At 71.1% G+C, this 17,818-nt stretch carries 15 protein-coding genes and 1 pseudogene; 7 read left to right on the top strand and 9 right to left on the bottom strand.

Translation table 11 applies throughout. The features are described from left to right. Positions 1 to 25: 25 nt before the first annotated feature. The gene (locus tag JIX55_RS38210; protein WP_257567787.1) at positions 26 to 607 is read left to right on the top strand and encodes a GAF domain-containing protein; all 582 of its coding nucleotides are present in this window, start codon (positions 26 to 28) and stop codon (positions 605 to 607) included. A 169-nt stretch (positions 608 to 776) separates the two neighbouring features. Here JIX55_RS38210 and JIX55_RS38205 read toward each other — a convergent pair whose 3' ends face one another. Continuing rightward, positions 777 to 2,003, bottom strand: coding sequence for an acyl-CoA dehydrogenase family protein (locus tag JIX55_RS38205; RefSeq protein ID WP_257567786.1), 1,227 nt, complete (start codon positions 2,001 to 2,003; stop codon positions 777 to 779). 794 nt (positions 2,004 to 2,797) lie between these two features. Here JIX55_RS38205 and JIX55_RS38200 point away from each other — a divergent pair. The 3 genes from JIX55_RS38200 (at position 2,798) to JIX55_RS38190 (ending at position 4,213) form a co-directional block, all read left to right on the top strand. Further along, entirely contained in the window at positions 2,798 to 3,031 is a 234-nt protein-coding gene (locus JIX55_RS38200) for a hypothetical protein (RefSeq protein ID WP_257567785.1), read from the top strand. A gap of 106 nt (positions 3,032 to 3,137) precedes the next feature. After that, the gene (locus tag JIX55_RS38195; RefSeq protein WP_257567784.1) at positions 3,138 to 3,566 is read left to right on the top strand and encodes a roadblock/LC7 domain-containing protein; all 429 of its coding nucleotides are present in this window, start codon (positions 3,138 to 3,140) and stop codon (positions 3,564 to 3,566) included. A 44-nt stretch (positions 3,567 to 3,610) separates the two neighbouring features. Then, positions 3,611 to 4,213 carry a GTP-binding protein gene (locus JIX55_RS38190; RefSeq protein WP_257567783.1) on the top strand — a complete coding sequence of 201 codons (603 nt, stop codon included), beginning with the start codon at positions 3,611 to 3,613 and terminating at the stop codon, positions 4,211 to 4,213. 71 nt (positions 4,214 to 4,284) lie between these two features. Here JIX55_RS38190 and JIX55_RS38185 read toward each other — a convergent pair. After that, a pseudogene (locus tag JIX55_RS38185) lies at positions 4,285 to 5,251 on the bottom strand (PfkB family carbohydrate kinase). Positions 5,252 to 5,527: 276 nt separating this feature from the next. Further along, positions 5,528 to 5,986, bottom strand: coding sequence for an ATP-binding protein (locus JIX55_RS38180; RefSeq protein ID WP_257567782.1), 459 nt, complete (start codon positions 5,984 to 5,986; stop codon positions 5,528 to 5,530). Between the two features lie 489 nt (positions 5,987 to 6,475). On the opposite strand from JIX55_RS38180, the gene JIX55_RS38175 reads away from it, so the two are divergent. From JIX55_RS38175 to JIX55_RS38165, 3 genes are all read left to right on the top strand, one after another. After that, the gene (locus JIX55_RS38175) at positions 6,476 to 7,351 is read left to right on the top strand and encodes a helix-turn-helix domain-containing protein (protein WP_257567781.1); all 876 of its coding nucleotides are present in this window, start codon (positions 6,476 to 6,478) and stop codon (positions 7,349 to 7,351) included. 25 nt (positions 7,352 to 7,376) lie between these two features. After that, complete coding sequence (locus tag JIX55_RS38170) at positions 7,377 to 7,589, top strand: DUF397 domain-containing protein (protein ID WP_257569615.1); 213 nt, start codon at positions 7,377 to 7,379, stop codon at positions 7,587 to 7,589. A 123-nt stretch (positions 7,590 to 7,712) separates the two neighbouring features. Beyond that, positions 7,713 to 8,528, top strand: coding sequence for an SAM-dependent methyltransferase (locus JIX55_RS38165; protein WP_257567780.1), 816 nt, complete (start codon positions 7,713 to 7,715; stop codon positions 8,526 to 8,528). Between the two features lie 165 nt (positions 8,529 to 8,693). Here JIX55_RS38165 and JIX55_RS38160 read toward each other — a convergent pair whose 3' ends face one another. From JIX55_RS38160 to JIX55_RS38135, 6 genes are all read right to left on the bottom strand, one after another. Beyond that, positions 8,694 to 9,800 (bottom strand): LacI family DNA-binding transcriptional regulator, encoded by a 1,107-nt coding sequence (locus JIX55_RS38160; RefSeq protein WP_257567779.1) that lies wholly within the window; start codon positions 9,798 to 9,800, stop codon positions 8,694 to 8,696. 382 nt (positions 9,801 to 10,182) lie between these two features. Then, on the bottom strand, positions 10,183 to 12,621 hold the full coding sequence (locus tag JIX55_RS38155) for a beta-galactosidase (RefSeq protein WP_257567778.1): 2,439 nt from the start codon (positions 12,619 to 12,621) through the stop codon (positions 10,183 to 10,185). Then, a complete protein-coding gene (locus JIX55_RS38150) occupies positions 12,621 to 14,396 on the bottom strand; it encodes a glycoside hydrolase family 35 protein (protein ID WP_257567777.1) in 1,776 nt (591 codons plus the stop codon). Before JIX55_RS38150 ends, JIX55_RS38155 begins: the two co-directional genes overlap by 1 nt. A gap of 86 nt (positions 14,397 to 14,482) precedes the next feature. After that, complete coding sequence (locus JIX55_RS38145) at positions 14,483 to 15,691, bottom strand: MFS transporter (RefSeq protein ID WP_257567776.1); 1,209 nt, start codon at positions 15,689 to 15,691, stop codon at positions 14,483 to 14,485. 186 nt (positions 15,692 to 15,877) lie between these two features. Next, complete coding sequence (locus JIX55_RS51590) at positions 15,878 to 16,012, bottom strand: ArsR/SmtB family transcription factor (protein ID WP_443046743.1); 135 nt, start codon at positions 16,010 to 16,012, stop codon at positions 15,878 to 15,880. A gap of 329 nt (positions 16,013 to 16,341) precedes the next feature. Then, positions 16,342 to 17,634 (bottom strand): hypothetical protein, encoded by a 1,293-nt coding sequence (locus JIX55_RS38135; RefSeq protein WP_257567775.1) that lies wholly within the window; start codon positions 17,632 to 17,634, stop codon positions 16,342 to 16,344. Between the last annotated feature and the right edge of the window lie 184 nt (positions 17,635 to 17,818).

The raw sequence follows: 17,818 nt of genomic DNA, 5'->3' as shown, positions 1-17,818 counted from the left end.
TCAGCCGACCCCGAACGGAGTTCTCATGAACAGCCCCTACTCCTCCTATGAGCCACCGCTCGACCGTCTGCTCCTGACCCCGGAGGATCCGGCCGCCCCGCAACGCGCGGCCAGGCTCGCCCAGCTGGGGCTGGACAGCGCCCGGGCCGAGTTCGACGCCTTCGCGCGCCGACTGGCCCTGGAGCTGGACGCGCCGTACGCGATGGTCAACTTCGTCGACGACAGGCGGCAGTTCTTCGCCGGGCTCTACACGCCGGACGCCGGGCCCGTGAACATCGCGCAGGGGCAGGCGGCCGAGACCTCGATGAGCCGGGAGATGCGTCTGGACCACGGCTTCTGCCCGCACACCGTCAAGCGGACCGCGGCGCTGGTGCTCGACGACGTCTGCGACTACCCGCGGTTCGCGGGGAATCCGGTCGTGGACGAGATCGGTATCCGCTCCTACATGGGCGCGCCGCTGGTCGACACGCTGGCGGGGATCAACCTCGGCACGATCTGTGTCGTCGACACCGACTCCCGGACGTGGGGACGGCAACGGCTGGAAATCATCAAGCACATGGCCCAGGAGATGTCCGACCAGATCCAGGCCATCGCCACCGGCAACTGAGCGCCACCGGGCCCCGCCGGTCCGGTGGGGCGAGGGGAAGCGGGCCGCCGGGCACCCGGTTGACGAAAGCCGCGGACACGTCGTCGTGTCCGCGGTTTCTCTGCTCAACGGGCCCCGCCCCGGCGGTGGAGACCGGATCGGGGCCTGGGCGATCCTGCCCGTCCTCCGGCTAGCCGACGGGGCTCAGTTCCGTCTCCCGCGACTCGGCCTGCGGGGTACGGACCAGATCGGCGAGACGCTCCGACCACTGGCCCTTGTTCTCGCCGAGCGCGAACTCGCCCAGTCTGAGGCCCTGGATCTCGGAGGTGCCGGCGGGTGCGTAGATGTGGAAGGCGTCGCGTAGATAGCGCTCCACCGGGCGGTCGGTGAACAGGCCGCAGGCCGCGTGCATCTTCACGGAGGCCTGGGCCGACTCGATGGACGACTCGACATTGAAGAGTTTCGCGGACATGAGCTCGACGTCGCAGGGCCGCCCGTTGTCCAGCAGATGCGCGGCGAGATAGGCGCTCTGCCGCGCGAGGGTGAGGCGTTGCAGCATCCGTCCCAGCTCGATCTTGATGTTGGGCAGGTGCCCCAACGGCTTTCCGTAGCGGTTCACTTCACCGCAGTACCGGGCGGTCTCCTCGAACACCGCCTGGTGGATGCCCAGGGACACCGCCGTGAGGTTGAGGCGGCCGTAGAGCACCGACGAGGAGTAGGCGACGGCCAGGCCCTCGCCCTCCTCGCCGAGCCGGTTGGCGGCCGGCACCCGGCAGTTGTCGAAGATGAGCTCCCCGAAGCTGAAGCCGTGCAGGCCCATGGAGGGCACCTGATCGGCGAGGGAGAAGCCGGGCCGGTCGGACTCGACGAGAAACGCCGTCATGCCCTTGGAGCCCGGGCCGGTGCGGACGACGACCCCGTGCACGTCCCCCACATGGCTGTTGCCGACGAAGACCTTGCGGCCGTTGAGGATGTAGTCGTCGCCGTCCCGTACGGCGCTGCTCTCCATGCCGGCTACGTGGCCCCCCGACCCCGGCTCGGTGACGGCGATGGTCGGCAGCACCTCTCCCGCGGCGATCCTCGGCAGCCAGGTCCTCTTCTGGTTCTCGTCCCCGAAGTGGATGATCTTGGCAACGCCCAGCTGGGAGGCCTGGACCATCGCCCCCATCGCGCCGCTGACACGGGACAGTTCCTCGATGATGACGGTTTTGGCGAGATGACCCGCGCCCATGCCGCCGTAGACCGGGTCGATCGTGGCACCGATCCACCCCTGCTGGGCGATCAGCCGGGAGAGCCCCACCAGAGCGGTACGGGAGGTCTCCATCTCGGGTATCAGCGGCCGTACCACACGCTCGGCGAACTCGCGTACCCGCTGCCGTAGATCCTCGTGGTCCTGTGTTGTGAAGACGTGTTCCACGCCAAGCCCTTCTCGCGTTTCCCCGCGCCTGGGGAGGCGCGGTGGCTGTACGTCAGGCTGTGGTTCCAAGGGGGGACCTGGCCGACTGCAACATGGTCTACAAATCAACCTCTCACGCCAAGATCGTTTAGTGGGTTTGGCCGAAATATGGGCTGTTGAAATCTGAGCTCGGATGTGAGACACGGGAACGACGATGTCCACATTTTGATACTTTCCTAGTCGAACTTGTCCAGTTCCCTCGACCCGGAAACGGGCAGCCATCGACCAGACCACCAGGCACACCCGGTCCGGGGCGCGTTCCCTCGGCGCTGTGCAGCGCCAAATACCAAACTGACGCGCCGTCTGCGCATGTTTGAGCAGGTCGCCACAGATTTCAGGCCACGCCTTCACGTGCCCGATGTGGCTGGGTAGTGCTGATCCTGAGACATTGCTGTGTCGACAAGTCTGCTTCCGCTTCACCCGCCGCAGGCACTCGCTCCGCCGAGCCGCCCGAGCCCGTCGAGTCGCCTCCGGAAGACCTCGCCCATCGCCGCCGTCCGCCCGGCAGTTACGGTCCGGGGGGTGCTGACGACGGGGCTCGGGTCCTGATACCGTTCCGTCCGCCCGCTGACATTCGCCGACGGCGCGTCAAGCCGGAGCACAGGGGATGCCGGGCACCTCGCAGCACCCTTATCGCCATCGGATGTTCGCTGTCGTACGAGGAATCAGATGCCAGGCACCCTCCCCCGCGCTCGAACGGACTCGAGCGGGGGGACCCCCAGCGGCCGCACGCGCAGTACGACACGGTGGCCCGGATGAGCGGTGAGACGCCCGGCACCGAGACCGACGCCCAGCCCCTCCCCCAGGGCCTGCCCCGGCGGCCCCGGAGCGCGTCGCCCGCGCCACGGCTCCGCGCGGAAACGGCCGAAGCGGCCGGGGAGGACAACGACGCCGAGGACACGCTCCGCCCGGACGCCCTGGCCCGTGCCATGGTGGCGATCCAGCGGGGCTCGCTGCGGGCCCGGCTCGCCGGACCGGACGACACCTAGGGCCGGCGGACACCACGCCCCGGCGCCGACTGACGGGCGCTCCCCCCGGCGCCCGACGACCCGGTGCCTCCCCCGGCGCCGACCGACCGTGAGGAACACGCAGGACATGACAGAGCAGGAACGCCCCGGTCCCCAACTGGACTGGCTGCTGGACGGGCTTGTGGAACGGATACCCGAGATCCGCTGCGCCATCGTGCTGTCCGGCGACGGCCTCCTCATCGGCAAGTCGAAGGACATCCGGTTCGACGACGCGGAGCATCTGTCCGCGGTCGGCTCGGGCATGCACAGCCTGGCCCGGGGCGTGGCCCGCCACTTCCACGGCGGCGAGGTCCAGCAGACGGTCATCCAGATGGAGCGGGCGTTCCTCTTCGTCACGGCCGCGGGCCGGGGCGCGCGGCTCGCCGCCATCGCCTCGGAGGAGGTGGACGTCGGCATGATGGCGTTCGAGATGGGCACGCTGGTCAAACAGGTCGGCAAGTACCTGAGCGCCACGCCCCGTTCGGAGACCCCGTCCGGTTACGTGCAGGACGCGTGAACCGCGGCGGCGGCCGGGCCTGGAACTCGTCGAAAGGGTGATGGATGGTGTCCGTCAGCTCCGAGCCGGTCGTACCCACCGCCTTGAAGATCCTCATCGCGGGGGGCTTCGGTGTCGGCAAGACCACCATGGTCGGCTCGGTGAGCGAGGTGACCCCGCTGGCGACCGAGGAGCACATCACCGCGGCCGGCCGCAGCGTGGACGATCTGAGGGGGGTCGAGAAGAAGGTCTCGACCACCGTGGCGCTGGACTTCGGCCGTATCACCATCTCGCCCGAGCTGGTGCTCTATCTCTTCGGTACGCCGGGCCAGGACCGTTTCTGGTTCATGTGGGACGACCTGTCCTCGGGTGCCCTCGGGGCGGTGGTCCTCGCCGACACCCGGCGGCTCGACACCTCCTTCGCCGCGGTCGACTTCTTCGAGTCCCGCGGCATTCCGTTCGCGGTCGGCGTCAACTGCTTCGACGGCCGCCGTGAGGCCGACGCCGAGCAGGTCCGTCAGGCGCTCGACCTGGCGCCCACCGTCCCGGTCCTCCTCTGCGACGTACGTCAACGCCAGTCCAGCAAGGAGCTCCTGCTGGCGGTGCTCGGCGCGGCCCGCCGGAAGATGGAGGCCCGGCTGGTGGCGGCGGGCCTCCGCCCGGGCTGAGGTTCAGGGCGCGCCGACTCGGTGGCCATGGCCGACTGCCGGGGCGCTGCCCCTGCGGCTCCGACCGAATCTCAGGGGGCCGACTCCTCGGCTCGGGAGAGCAGTTCGGCTCGGGAGAGCAGTTCGGCACGGCTGGGGGAGTCGGTGCGGGTCGAGGGGACGGTGCAGGCGCAGACGCCCGCGATCGCGCCGTAGAGACCGCGGTGGTGCGGCGGCTCGCCGGTGAGCCGGCCGAAGAGACAGCCCGCCGCGAAGGCGTCACCGGCGCCGTTGGAGTCCACGACGGGTGTCGGCGGGGCCACCGGCGGGATGTGGCTCAGCTCGCCGTCGACCAGGTGGTACGCGCCCCGCGCCCCGTCCGTGGCGACGACCGTCCGCGCGCGGCCCCGCTCGGCGATCCGGCGCATGGTCTTCTGCGGTCCGCGAGCGCGGCGGCGGACAGGAAGACCAGACCGGCGGCGTACGCGAACGGCTCGTGGTACGGGTTGGCGCCGTCCCAGTCGTGCAGATCGGTCGAGACGGTCGCCCCCAGGTCGCGCGGCAGCTGCAGCGAGGCCGCACACGGCCGGCTGATGGAGACGTGGACATGGTGGCTGACCCCGGCCGGCGAGCGGACCGTCTCCGGCGGCAGTTCGCCCACCTCCTGGCTCCGGCTGCCGTCGTAGAGGGAGCAGCGGCGCCCGTCCGGGCCGACCAGGTTCACCGCCCGCCGGGTACCGCCGGGCAGGGGTCCCTCGGTGAGCGGGATGCCCCGGTCGCGGTGCAGTGCGCGGACCAGGTCGCCCTCGTTGTCGTCGCCGAGCAGGTCCAGGTGGTGGGTCCTGAGTCCGAGCGCGTGGGTCGCCACCGCCAGGAAGTCGCCGGTCTGCCCGGCCCGCGTCTCGATGGCCGGAACCAGATGACTGTCGGCGAACGGAAGCGGCAGTTCGGGGACGTACTCCCCCACGCTCGACTTCGCTCGCGCGGGAGGGGCCCCCAACCGGTGTCCACGCCCGACCCGCCCAGCACGAGGACGTCGATCTCGGACTCGGTGCGCACCACGCCTCCAGCAGCGAGAGGTTCACTGTCGAGGCAGGGTACGTCCGGGCAGACCGACGAGTGACCGGAGCGGCACTCCGGTCACTCCCACCGGCGCACGCGGGCTGGCGGGGCGGGCGGAGTCCGCTGCGGTTCGGCGGCGCCCTGAAGGGGCGCGGGGCGATGTCCCTGTGCGCTCCGCCGCGCGGGCGCGAGCAGCCACGATGTGCCGCGGACGATCGACGGCGCATCGCGGCCCCGCGGCGGAGCCGCATATCGGCAGAGCCGGCGGAGCGCTCAGGTCCAGGACGGGTCGGTCAAGGGGATGCCCTCGTTCTCGTACGGAGCCGTCGGAGGGGCGGGCTCGGCGGTTTCCCGGCCCTCCGACGGCAGTTCTGCCCAGACGACGCGACCGGACCGTTGTGGGGTCTCTCTGACCCCCCAGTCGCTGCTGAGCATGCCGACCAGCATGAGCCCTCGCCCATTCTGGTCGTCGGGGCCCGGACGACGCCGGGCAGGCTGTGCGTGGCCGCTGTTCTGGTCCTCGACCTCGATCCGGAGCCGACGGCCGGTGATGTCCAGCCGGCACACGATCCACTCGCTGTCCGTGTGGGTGAGCGCGTTGGTGACCAGCTCGGACGTGATCAGGAGCGCGTCCTCACAGGTCTCCGGACGCACCCCCCACTCGCCGAGCAACTCGCGCACGGTTCTGCGCGCCTCGCCCGCCGAGGCGGGCACCGCGGGCAGTCCGAACACGCCCGCTCTGTGGGGTTCGTACGCCTCTGCTCCAAGGGGTGGGTACATGGCCGGGCCTAACCGGTCCGTGGACTGGGGGAGGATGGGCGGAGCCATCGCCGTATGCCTTTCGTGGGCTCTTCGCACCGGAGGGTGCCGGTGCCATGGCCGCCTCGCCATTCGCCGCGGGTTTCGTGCAACTCGCGGCGAACAGCGCTGAGTTGCGGCCACATCTCCCCCAACCTGGCCGCGCAGCCTCAGCGTTCACCGAAGCCGTGACGGTACGTCCACTGTGGCATCCGCGAACAACACCTCGCAACCAGCAAGTTGAAATTTGCAATTTGTGGGTCGCATGCCACCCCCGTTCGAGCCAAGATCGTGTCAGACTTCGATCTCGAAGCGACTCGCGCGACAATGCGCAACCCTTGCAGGAAAACGCGCAAGGATCGCACGACAGTTCGATATGACCTCTGTACGACCTCTGTGCTCGGTGTGAGGGGAGGGGGTGGCGTGACCGCGGAAACGGACTGGGGCGGTGCCCCCTCCGTGCTGCGCATGATCCTCGGCAGACAACTGGAGGAGCTCCGTACCCGTGCCGGGCTGACGTTCGAGCAGGCGGGCGAGGCGATCGGGGTGAGCCACTCCACGATCCGCCGTATGGAGGCCGCCAAGGTCGCCCGGCTCCGCCTCCCGGATGTCGAGAAACTGCTCCAGGTCTACGGCGTACGGGACCAGCAGGAGATCGAGACCTTCCTCAAGTCCGTCCGCGAGGCCAACAAGCGCGGCTGGTGGCACACCTACCGCGACGTACTGCCCGACTGGTTCGCCGCCTACCTGAGCCTGGAGCAGGCGGCGCTCCAGATCCGCGCGTACGAGGCGCAGTTCGTGCACGGCCTGCTCCAGACGGAGGAGTACGCGCGCGCCCTGCTCGGCGCCGGGAATCCGCACGCGGCGACCGAGGACACCGAGCGGCGGGTGGCACTGCGGATGCGGCGCCAGGAACTCCTCACCCGTGAGCAACCGCCTCGGCTGTGGGTGGTGATGGACGAGACGGTGCTCCGCTGGCCGGTCGGCGGGCCGGACGTGATGCGCGCCCAGATCGACCATCTGATCGAGCTCAACCGCCTGCCGCATGTGACGGTCCAGCTCATGCCGTTCCACCACGGTCCGCACCCGGCCATGCGGGCCGGTGCGTTCCACCTCTTCCGGTTCAGGGCACGCGAGTTGCCGGACATCGTCTACCTCAACGGTCTGGTGGGCGCCGTGTATCTCGACAAGGGCGACGACGTGGTCGTCTACCGCGAGGCTCTGGACCGGCTGGGCGCGCAGTCGGCGCCCGCCCGCAAGACCGAGGCCCTCCTCGGTGCGATACGCAAGGAGCTCTGACGTGCACCACCTCATACACAACGGCATGAAGGCCCGTGACCTAGGCACCCAGGACTGGCACCGACCGTGGAGCGACGACGCGGGCGGTGCCTGCGTGGAGGTGAAGAAGCTCTCCGACGGCCGGGTCGCCGTACGCCAGTCGACCGACCCGGACGGCCCGGCGCTGCTCTTCACCCCCCATGAGATGACCAGTTTCCTGGCCGGCGTGAAGGCGGGCGAGGCCGACTTCCTGCTCTGACTCCCTTGCTGACACGCTGCGTTGACGCACCACCTGTTTTGAATCCGGGGTTCTTCGCTTGCTGAACCCCTGGCTTTGCCCGACCGTGCACCTGGACAACACGACTTGATGGGAGGGGCGGCGTTGCCCGACAACGGATGGCCGGCCGACCGGATCGACACCGAGCACGCGCATTCCGCGCGTATCTACGACTACATCCTCGGTGGCAAGGACTACTACCCGGCCGACAAGGAGGCCGGTGACGCGATGGCGCACGAGTGGCCGGCCCTGCCGGTCCATATGCGCGCCAACCGCGACTGGATGAACCGCGCGGTGCGCTGGCTCGCCGAGAAGGCGGGCATGCGCCAGTTCCTCGACATCGGAACCGGCATCCCCACCTCCCCCAACCTCCACGAGATCGCCCAGTCGGTGGCACCCGAGTCCCGGGTCGTCTATGTGGACAACGACCCGATCGTCCTCACTCTGTCCCAGGGGCTGCTGGCCAGCACCCCCGAGGGCAAGACCGCCTACATCGAGGCCGACTTCCAGGATCCGGAGACCGTCCTCGGCTCCTCCGAGTTCCTGGAGACCCTCGACCTGACCAAGCCGGTCGCGCTCACCGTGATCGCGATCGTCCACTTCGTCCTGGACGAGGACGACGCGGTCGGTATCGTGCGCCGGCTGTTGGAACCCCTCCCCTCGGGCAGCTACCTGGCGATGACCATCGGCACCGCCGAGTTCGCCCCCGAGGAGGTGGGCCGCGTCGCCCGCGAGTACGCGGCCCGCGACATGCCGATGCGGCTGCGCACCATCGACGAGGCCCACGAGTTCTTCGACGGCCTCGAACTCGTCGAGCCCGGCATCGTCCAGGTCCACAAGTGGCACCCGGACGGCACGGGCGAGCAGGACATCCGCGACGAGGACATCGCGATGTACGGGGCGATCGCAAGGAAGCCGTGACCTAGGACGGCGCGCTCTCCTGGCCCGGCGCTCGGTGCCGGGCCAGGAGAGCGCCCCTTCAGAGGCGCGGGGCTGTATCAATGTGCGGCTCCGCCGCGCGGGCGCGACAAGCCACGACGAGGCCGCAGACGCCCAACGACCTGTCGCGGCACCCCCAGCGGCGCGCTACCGCGTCGGCCCCGTGCTGTCCCGAACGATGAGTTCAACAGGGATGACCGGGTCCCTCTCCGGGGAGTCACCCGTGTCCGCCGGGTCGTCCAACTGCGTCAGAAGCAAGCGCAGCGACCTCGTGCCGATCGCCGAGAAGTCGGTACGGACGGTCGTCAGCGGGGGCAGCAGATGGGCCGCCTCCGGGATGTCGTCGTAACCGACCACGCTCACCTCGTCCGGAACGCGCCGGCCGGCCTCGTGCAGGGCGCGCAGCAGGCCGAGCGCCATCTGGTCGTTGGAGGCGAAGACGGCGGTGACGTCCGGATCGCCTGCCAGCCGACGGCCCAGCTCGTAGCCGGAGTCGGCGCTCCAGTCCCCCACGAGGGGCTCGTGGACGCGCGCGCCGGCCTTCGTCAGGGTCTCCCGCCAGCTCTGGGCGCGTCGGTCGGCGGATGTCCAGCCGGTCGGTCCCGCGATGTGCCGGACGGTGGGATGACCCAGGCCCAGCAGATGCTCGGTCGCCAGCCGTGCGCCCGCCGTGAAGTCCGAGGAGACCACGGGGGTGCCGTCGCCGAGGCCGTTGTCCAGCATCACCAGCGGGGTGTCCGGGCGGGCCTGTGCGAGCGCGGTGGCCACCGGGCGCTGCGGGGCGATCGCGATGATCCCGTCCGCGCCCTCGGCCGACAGCCGGTCCACCGCCTGGACGACCGTGTCCCGGTCCGCCGTGTCGAGGGCGATGGAACTGACCAGGTAGCCGGCCGCCTGCGCCGCCGTGTTGATCGCGGTCAGGGTGGCGGCGGGGCCGTAGCGCGCCGCGTCGAACGAGATCACCCCGAGCATCCGGGTCCGCCCGCTGGCCAGCGAACGCGCGCTCCGGCTCGGCCGGTACCCGAGTGTCCGCATGGCCTCCAGCACGGCCTCGCGGGTCTCCGCCCGGACCGCCGGGTTGTCGTTGAGCACCCGGGAGACGGTCTGCTTGGACACACCGGCCAGGCGGGCGACGTCGTCCATGACGGGGCGGGAACCCGCGAAGTTCCGCCGACTGCGACCACCGGGGGTGCGGGCTCCGCGGGCCTCGCCGCCGCCTCCGGCCGCGCTGCCGTCCGTGACGCTTCGGGGCATGCGGCTGATTCCTTTTCGACGGGGTCCGGACGGTCTCGTTCTGCCTGGAGCCACAGGATAGGTCTGGCGGTTTCGCCCCCGCCGCCCCTACCCGCCCCGTCCCCAGGGGCGCTGCCCTTCGACCCCGAGGGGTGTCTTGGATGGATTGTTCGGGTGCGGGTGGGTCGTGGTTGCTCGCGCCGTTCCCCGCGCCCCTGAAAAGCAGGGGCTGCGCCCCGTGCTTTTTCGCCTTTGGGGGCGCGGGGAACGGCGCGAGCAACCACAACGCACCCGCAGGTGGGGGTCGAAGGGGCACCGCCCCTGATGGGGGTCCCCCCGCTCGAGCGAAGCCGAGAGTGGGGGAGGGACGGGTAGGGGCGGCGGGGCGAGGAGTCGTGGGTCGTCAGGCCGGTCGGAGGTGCCAGGTGCGGGTGGTGATCCACTCCGCTCGGACGACCTCCGCGGGTATCTCCGAGTCGCCCGCCCAGCCCGGCACGTACACCGGCGCCCCGGCCGGCAGCGGCAGCACCCTCAGCCGTACACCCTCCGCCCCCGTCGGCAGCCGGTCGAGGCCGATGTCCCAGACCCGGCCGGAGTAGAACTGGTCGGCGACGAGGCGGTCCCCGACGTAGGCGCGGGCCACGTCGCCGGTCCAGTGGACGCGGAGGAGGGTGCCGGGTGGAAGGCCGTCGGGGATGGCCACGTCCACGTGGTACTCGGCGGCCACCGTGTCGAAGTACTCGTCGGCAGGCGCGCTCGCCCGCCCCTGTACGCCCGTCGTGACCGGCGGGGCCTCGCCGGAGGGCCGGACCGGGGCGACCGGCAGCGTGCCGTCCGCGCCACCGCATCCGCCGGGCCCGTTCTCGTCCGCCACCACCGTGTAGCGGCCGAACACCCCGTCCGCCCCCTCCTTCACCGTGGCCCCGGCCACCACCGGAGTCCGCTCCGGGGCGGGCAGCACGGCGAACGACGGTTGCGGGGCCGAGCTGTGGACGCGCACTTCGGCCGCGTGGTCGTCGAAGACGATCCCGCCGTCGGAGAGGATCAGCCGCTCGGCGCCCCAGGCGGGCCCCCGGTACGCGGTACGGGCCGTCGCCGCGTCGAGGACCAGGAGTCCGACCCGGCTGCCGTCGGTGGCGTCGACCTCGACCAGGGCGTCCGTGCCGGGGCGCAGCCCGGTCACCAGGATGCGCTCGCCGACGGTCGTGACCTCACCCGAAGGCGCGGAGACCGTCGTCACCGTGCGGACGTCCAGGGCGAGTTCGGGAGTGATGCCTTCCGTCGCGGCCAGGACCAGGATCGTACGACCGCTGTCGTCGTCGACCGTGCAGACGGGCTGCGCGGTGGCCCAGTCGAGCCGCAGCCCGGCGATGTCCAGCCTCAACGGCCAGCAGAAGCAGGCGCCTTGGGGAATCGTGACGGGTGAGCTCGGCAGGGAGAGAACCCGGCCGGCCGAGCCTGCGGAGCCGGCCGGAACCTCGGTCCCCGGGAACTCCACCCTGAACGACGTTCCCGGATGGTCCGGCAACGGCTCATGCGGCTGGTGGTTGTTGACGAACAGGAAACCCGACCGCCCGTCGCCCCGCACGGCCCACCGCAGCGTCTCCAGGTCGTCCTGGCCCGTCGGCTGCCGCCCGGGCAGGGCCGAGGCCATCGGGGCGATCAGGTGGCCGAAGTCGGACAGCAGGAGGTGTTGGAGGCGGAGTTCGTCGTAGGTCGGGCGGTACTGGCCGTATTCGCCGAGGGGGGCCTGGAAGTCGTAGGTGAGGAGGGGGAGGTCGTTGGGGTAGCCGGTGGCGTGGGATTCCTGCAGGGGGGTCAGCTCGCCCATCGGGTTCGTGCCGCCGTGGAACATGTAGTAGCCCTGCCAGACCGAGCCGCAGCCGATCTTGGTGAGGCCGAGGGCGCCGATGTCGGCGGGGTCGACGCGTGGACGGCGGTGATAGGCGACCGCCATACCGCCACCCAACTCGCAGGTTGCCCAGGGGAATCGGCTCACCGACGCCGACGGGTCGCCGCCGCGTACGGTCGTCGGACGGAGGTCCGCGCCGATGCCCTCGTCGTCGCGCTGGTGGGTGAAGAAGAAGTGCTTGCGGCAGGTGTCGGGCCAGCCGCCGTCGGCCTCGGTCCAGAAGGTCTCGGTGTAGCCGCCGTACAGGGGCAGCAGTTCGTCCGGTGGCAGCTGGACGCCACCCCAGGCCGTCGATGTCCACAGCGGGGCGGACAGGCCCACCTCCTGGGCCGTCCGTTTCAACGACAGCAGGTGTCCCGGCTGGTCGTACAGCTCGTTCTCGATCTGGATCGCGACGACCGGTCCACCGTTGGACCGGTCCAGGCCGTGGAGTTGCTCGGCGATCGCCGTGTACCAGGTGCGTACGGGAGCCAGATAGGCCGGGTCGTCGGTGCGGGGGGCTTCCGTGCGGGCCAGGACCCAGTCCGGCAGGCCGCCGTTGCGGACCTCGGCGTGGACCCAGGGACCGATGCGGGGGATGAAGTCCAGGCCGTGGCGGGCGCAGAGTTCGGCGAAGCGCCGCAGGTCGCGGTCGCCGTCGAAGCGGATGCGGCCCTCGGTCTCCTCGTGGTGGATCCAGATGACGTACGCGGCGACGACCGTCACCCCGCCCGCCTTCATCTTGAGCAGTTCCTCCTCCCACTCCCGGGCGGGGTAGCGGGTGTAGTGGAACTCGCCGGAGACGGGGAACCACGGGCGGCCGCCCCGCGTGAGCCAACGGCTGTTGACCTCGATGGGGTCGGCGACTCCGGGCGCGTCGGCGAAGGGGAGATGACCGCGCAGCGGGGGTCCGGCGGGCGCCGGGAGGCGTATGTGGTGCGCCGGCGCCATCAGGGCTTCACCGGCCCCAGGTCGGGTGTGTCCGTGAACTCCGCACGGGCGCTGGTGGTGGCGTTGAGCTCCAGCAGGACCAGGTCGTTGGCGCCGGGGCGCAGGACGGGGGCCGGGACGTACAGGGTGCGCTGCGGGCCCCGGTTCCAGTAGCGGCCGAGGTGGAAACCGTTGATCCACGCCTGGCCCTTGGTCCAGCCGGGCAGGGCGAGGAAGGTGTCGGCGGGGGTGTCGACCTCGAAGGTGCCGTGGTGGAAGGCGGGGAGGGTGACCGGGGTCGCCTCGGCCGGGGCGAAGGGCACCGTGGACACGTCGGCCGGCGGCAGCCGGTGGGCGTCCCAGCCGAGCAGGGCGGTGCCGTTGAACGTGACCGGGCCGAGCAGGCCCTTCGCGGCGCCGATGCGCGGGCCGTAGTTGACGCCGCCCATGTTCTCGACCAGGACGTCGAGCGTGGCGCCGGCGTGCGGAACGCGCAGGGGCAGGGTCTCGTCGTGGCGTTCGCGTTCCAGTACGCCGACGGGGGCACCGTCCACGAAGACCTGGGCGCGGTCGCCGACCCCGCCGGTGAAGTGGAGCAGGCCGTCGCCCGCTTCGGGGAAGGTGGTGCGGTAGAGGACGTAGCCGGAGCGCTGCCCCAACTCCTCCATGGTGAGCGGGTGTTCGGTGCGCCCCGCCGGAGCTACGAGGGCGGTCGCGTACGGCAACAGGGGCGCCCGGCGGTCCAACTCCACGGTGATGCCGGAGAGTTTGGGCGCGGGCGCCGGGGCCGGCTCGTCCGGGACCGGGGCGTGGCGGGCGATCACCTCGCGGAAGGCGTGGTACTTGGGGCCGGGGTCGCCCGGCTCGGTGAGCGCGGCGTCGTAGTCGTAGGAGGTGACGATCGGGGCGTAGCACTGATCGTGGTTGGCGCCGTTGGTGAAACCGAAGTTGGTGCCGCCGTGGAACATGTAGATGTTGACGGAGGCACCGGCCGCCAGGAGCTTGTCGAGGTCGGCCGCGGCGCTCGCCGCGTCCCGTACGTGGTGCTCCTCGCCCCAGTGGTCGAACCAGCCGATCCAGAACTCCGAGCACATCAGGGGCCCTTCGGGCTGGTGGGCCCGCAGCGCCTTCAGCGATTCCTCGATCCTGCCGCCGAAGGTGGCGGTGGACAGGACCCCGGGCAGGCTGCCGGCGGCCAGGTGGTGGCCGGAGCCCGCCTGGTCGCAGGTGAAGAGCAGTTCCTCGACACCGCGTGAACGCAGCGCCTGGTGCACATGCTTGAGGTACGCGGTGTCGTCGCCGTACGCCCCGTACTCGTTCTCGACCTGGACGGCGATGACCGGTCCGTCGTTCGCGGCCATGTACGGCAGCAGCGGGGGCAGCAGGATGTCGAGGTAGCGGTCGAGGGCGTCCGTGAAGCGGGGGTCGCTGGAGCGCAGCCGGATGTCGGGCTCCGAGGTGAGCCAGGAGGGCAGGCCGCCGCCGTCCCACTCGGCGCAGATGTACGGGCCGGGGCGCAGCAGGACGTGCAGGCCCTCGGCGCGGGCCAGGCTCAGGTAGCGGGGCAGGTCGAGCAGTCCGTCGAGGACGAGCGGGCTGTCCGGGCCGGGCTGGTGGAGGTTCCAGGGGACGTACGTCTCCACGGTGTTCAGACCCATCAGCCGGGCCTTGCGCAGCCGGTCGGCCCACAGGTCGGGGTGGATGCGGAAGTAGTGCATGGCGCCGGAGATGATCCGGAACGGCTCACCGTGGAGGAGGAAACCGTCGGAGGACGTGGTCAGAGCGGGCGTGCGCAAGGCTGTTTCCCTTCAGCTGGGGCGTATGGGGGTCGCGGGGCAGGGGAGGGACGGAGTGCGGATGGCGGCTGGTCGACGCAACGGGGTCATGGCGAAGGGGAGTGGGGGCGGGTGGCGCGGATCAGCCACAGCGTGGCCAGCAGGCACAGGGCCGAGGCCGCGCAGAGCAGCAGTGGCACCGCGCGGACCCCGGACCATTCGATGGCCTTGCCGAGCGCCGGTCCGGCCGCCACTCCCCCGACCATGGAGGCGGCGATGACGAGCGCTCCGGCCCGTCGGGCCCGGGGTGCGGCCGCGTGGAGCCAGGGCAGGCCGGTGGGGAAGAGCGGCGCGATGAACAGGCCGACTCCGGCGTAGGCGTACGGGGCGAGCCAGGGTACGGCGGCCAGCAGCAGACAGACCGTCATGCCCGCGCAGCACACGACGATGATCGTCTGGGCCGAATGACGCAGGGCGATCGGGGCGATCAGGAAGCGGCCGACGGTCATCATCAGCCAGTACACGGAGGTGGCGGTCGCGGCGGCTCCGGCGCCGTATCCGACCGTCTCCAGGTGGGTGGGTTCCCAGCCGCCGACCCCGGCCTCGATGCCGACGTGCAGGACGTAGAGGGTGACGAACACGGCGAGCACCGAAGCCAGGCTGCGGCCGAGGGCCGAGCCGCCGGCCTCCGCACCGGTCGTGCCGGACGGGTCGGTGGTACCGGACGGGTCGGTCGTGCCGGTTGTGCCCGTGGCGCCGGGCGCGGGCTGGGGCACCCGGTCGCGTACGCCCCGCAGGCACAGCAGCAGCGGCAGGTTGGCGGCGGCGAAGGCGAGGAAGACCGCCGGGTAGTACTCGGCGCCGACGGCGGCGATCAGGGCGGGGCCGAGGATCGCGCCGATGCCGAAGTGGGCGTTGAGGACGTTCAGCATCGCGGCCGAGCGATGGCCGAAGCCGACGGCGAAGAGCTGGTTGAGGCCGTAGTCGATGCCGCCGAAGCCGAGGCCCGCGAGCAGGGCGGCGGCGAGGCCGGTGGGCCAGTTCGGCGCGAGGGCGAAGCCGGCCGCGCCGAGGGCCATGAGCAGGTACGAGGTGCCGAGGATCCGCCGGTTGCCCATCCGCCCGTAGAGCCGGTCGAAGAGCAGTACCCCGCCGACCCCGCCGACGAAGTGCGCGCTCAGTCCGAGTCCGGCGGCCGACGGCGACAGTCCGAACTCGTCGCGGAAGGCCGGGATGGCGGGGCCGTAGAGCGCTTGGAGCACGCCGATGAGTACGAAGCCGACACAGGAAGCGACCACGGCTGGGGTGCTGAACACCCTTGTGTCCGGAGCCGGTTGGCTGTGCTTCACCTCTTGCGCGGTCGGTAGGTCGGGCACGCGGGACTCCGCCTCTCCGTGGCTGGGACGCGGGCAATGTTACCGGTAACATTACCGCCGTCAAGATCCCCCGCACGCCTGTGTGCCGAGTGCGGTCGGGAGTGACGGATGGGCCGTGAGGGGCGGTCAGCCGGAGAGGGCGACGCCCAGAACCGTGCGCTCGTGGTAGATGAACCGGCCCACGCGGTAGCTCGTGACCAGGCCCGCCGCGCGCAGCGCGGAGATGTGCCCGGAGACGGTGGCGGGGCTCGTGCCGTGCAGCCGGGCCAGGGTGCTGGTGGGTGTGGGCCGGTCGAGCCCGCTGAGGATACGGGCGCGGGTACGGCCGATGCGTCGGCCTCGGGGACTGTGTCCGCGTGCTCGCGGAGTTCCATGAGCGCGACGGCTGTCCGGTCAACTGGCCGGACCGGCCCGGCGAATGGCTGACGCCGCCCTCGCTCGTCGCCGCCTGGGTGGTGGAGCTCGACGGCCGGATCGCCGGTCACATCGGCCTGTCCCGGAGCGGCGCGGGGGACGCGGCGCCCGGGTTGACCGAAAACGGTGAGGCGGGCGCGCCCGGGAGCGGGTGCCGGGCGCGCCCACGAGAGAGGTCAGCAGATGGTCTGGACGCTGTTGACCAGGCGGTTGTTGCGGAAGGTGGTGTTCTCTCCGCAAGGGCTCTCGCGGATGGACGAGTTCGTGACCGTCAGGTTCTGGACGGTGATGTCACGGTTGTTGGCGAACTCCGACCGCGCCGCGAGCCTGATCTCGCCGCCGCCGGAGACCGTGCCGCTCTGGGCGGCGAGGTTCACGTTGTAGCAGTTCTCGATCAGGATCGCGTTGTTGCCGGTGTTGGTGAGGTTGATGCGGTCGATCACCGCGCCACCGCTCTCGGAAACGCAGAAGACGCCGCGTCCGCCGCCGCGCGCGATCACCTCGCCGACCCGGATGTTGGTCGGGTACGAACTGCCCACCCGGCCATTGCGGTTGGCCATGCGGAAGGCCGCGTAACCCGTGCCGGCGCCCGCGCCGTCCGCGTCGACCTTGGTGACCGTGGCGTTGATCGTCTGGTTGAGGAGCAGTCCGGACTCGCCGACATTGCGGGCGGTCACCGTCCCGACGGTGAGCCCGTCGACGCCGTACGTCTCGACCGCGTGACTGCTCGCGCCCGACACGTACACGTTGTCGATCCTGACGTTCCGTGTCCACTGGCTGGTGTCGCCCCGGTTGTCGATCCGGACGCCGAGGCCGCGCGAGAGGCGCATGTCGAGCTGGCCGAGGACGACGTTCTGGACGTTGCGCAGGAAGATCCCGTACAGCGGGGTGCCGGTGAGGTTGAGGTGCTGGACCTCGATGTCCCGGGTGCCGCGGGAGTAGACGGGCGCCTGGTCGCCGGAGCCCGTGCCGGTGACGTTGATCGTGCCGCACACGTCGAGCACGGTGTAGCTGGGCAGCGAGACCCGGGAGCCCGCGCCGATGGACCCCGAGCCGCGTACGACGACCCGCTCCTTCGACGTCCGGCCGGAGGTGAGGCTGTTGACGGCGGCCTGGATCGCCGCGCGCATGTCGGTACCGGTGTACGTGACGCTGCCGCCGCGCCGGGCGGTCCACGTACTGCCGCTGAGCACCGCCTCCGCCTGGTACGAGCCCTCACCGCACGCCGCCGCGACCCGCGCCGGTGCCGCGACCGGGGCGGCGGCCAGTTCCGGGGCCGTATCGGCGGGGGCGGTCAGCGCGGCGGCACCGGTGAGCAGGGCGGTGGTGCAGGCGGCGGTGACGAGGGCCCGCGCGCGGCGGACGCGGGGGGTGGTGCGAGCAACTACCTTTTCATTGACCGGCGTTGACGTCGCGCCAGTTACGCGACTCGTGGGGTCGGTGGGGTGGGCTGCGGCTCTGCGTCCCATCTCGGCTTCTCCTGTGGGGGATTGGCGCGCCTGCCGTTCGTCCGCCGTGCGTCGTCCGCTCCTCGTCGAACCCGATTCGACCGAATCGGGTCCCGGTCACAGAACTCATGACCTGGAACGGCGTGACCCCGAACGTCACCAGGGCGTGCGCCGGTGATGCGGCAGGCGCTTCATGTGGCGGGCC

Source organism: Streptomyces sp. DSM 40750, from assembly GCF_024612035.1.
GTDB lineage: Bacteria > Actinomycetota > Actinomycetes > Streptomycetales > Streptomycetaceae > Streptomyces.
This window is presented reverse-complemented; position numbering and strand designations above follow the sequence as displayed.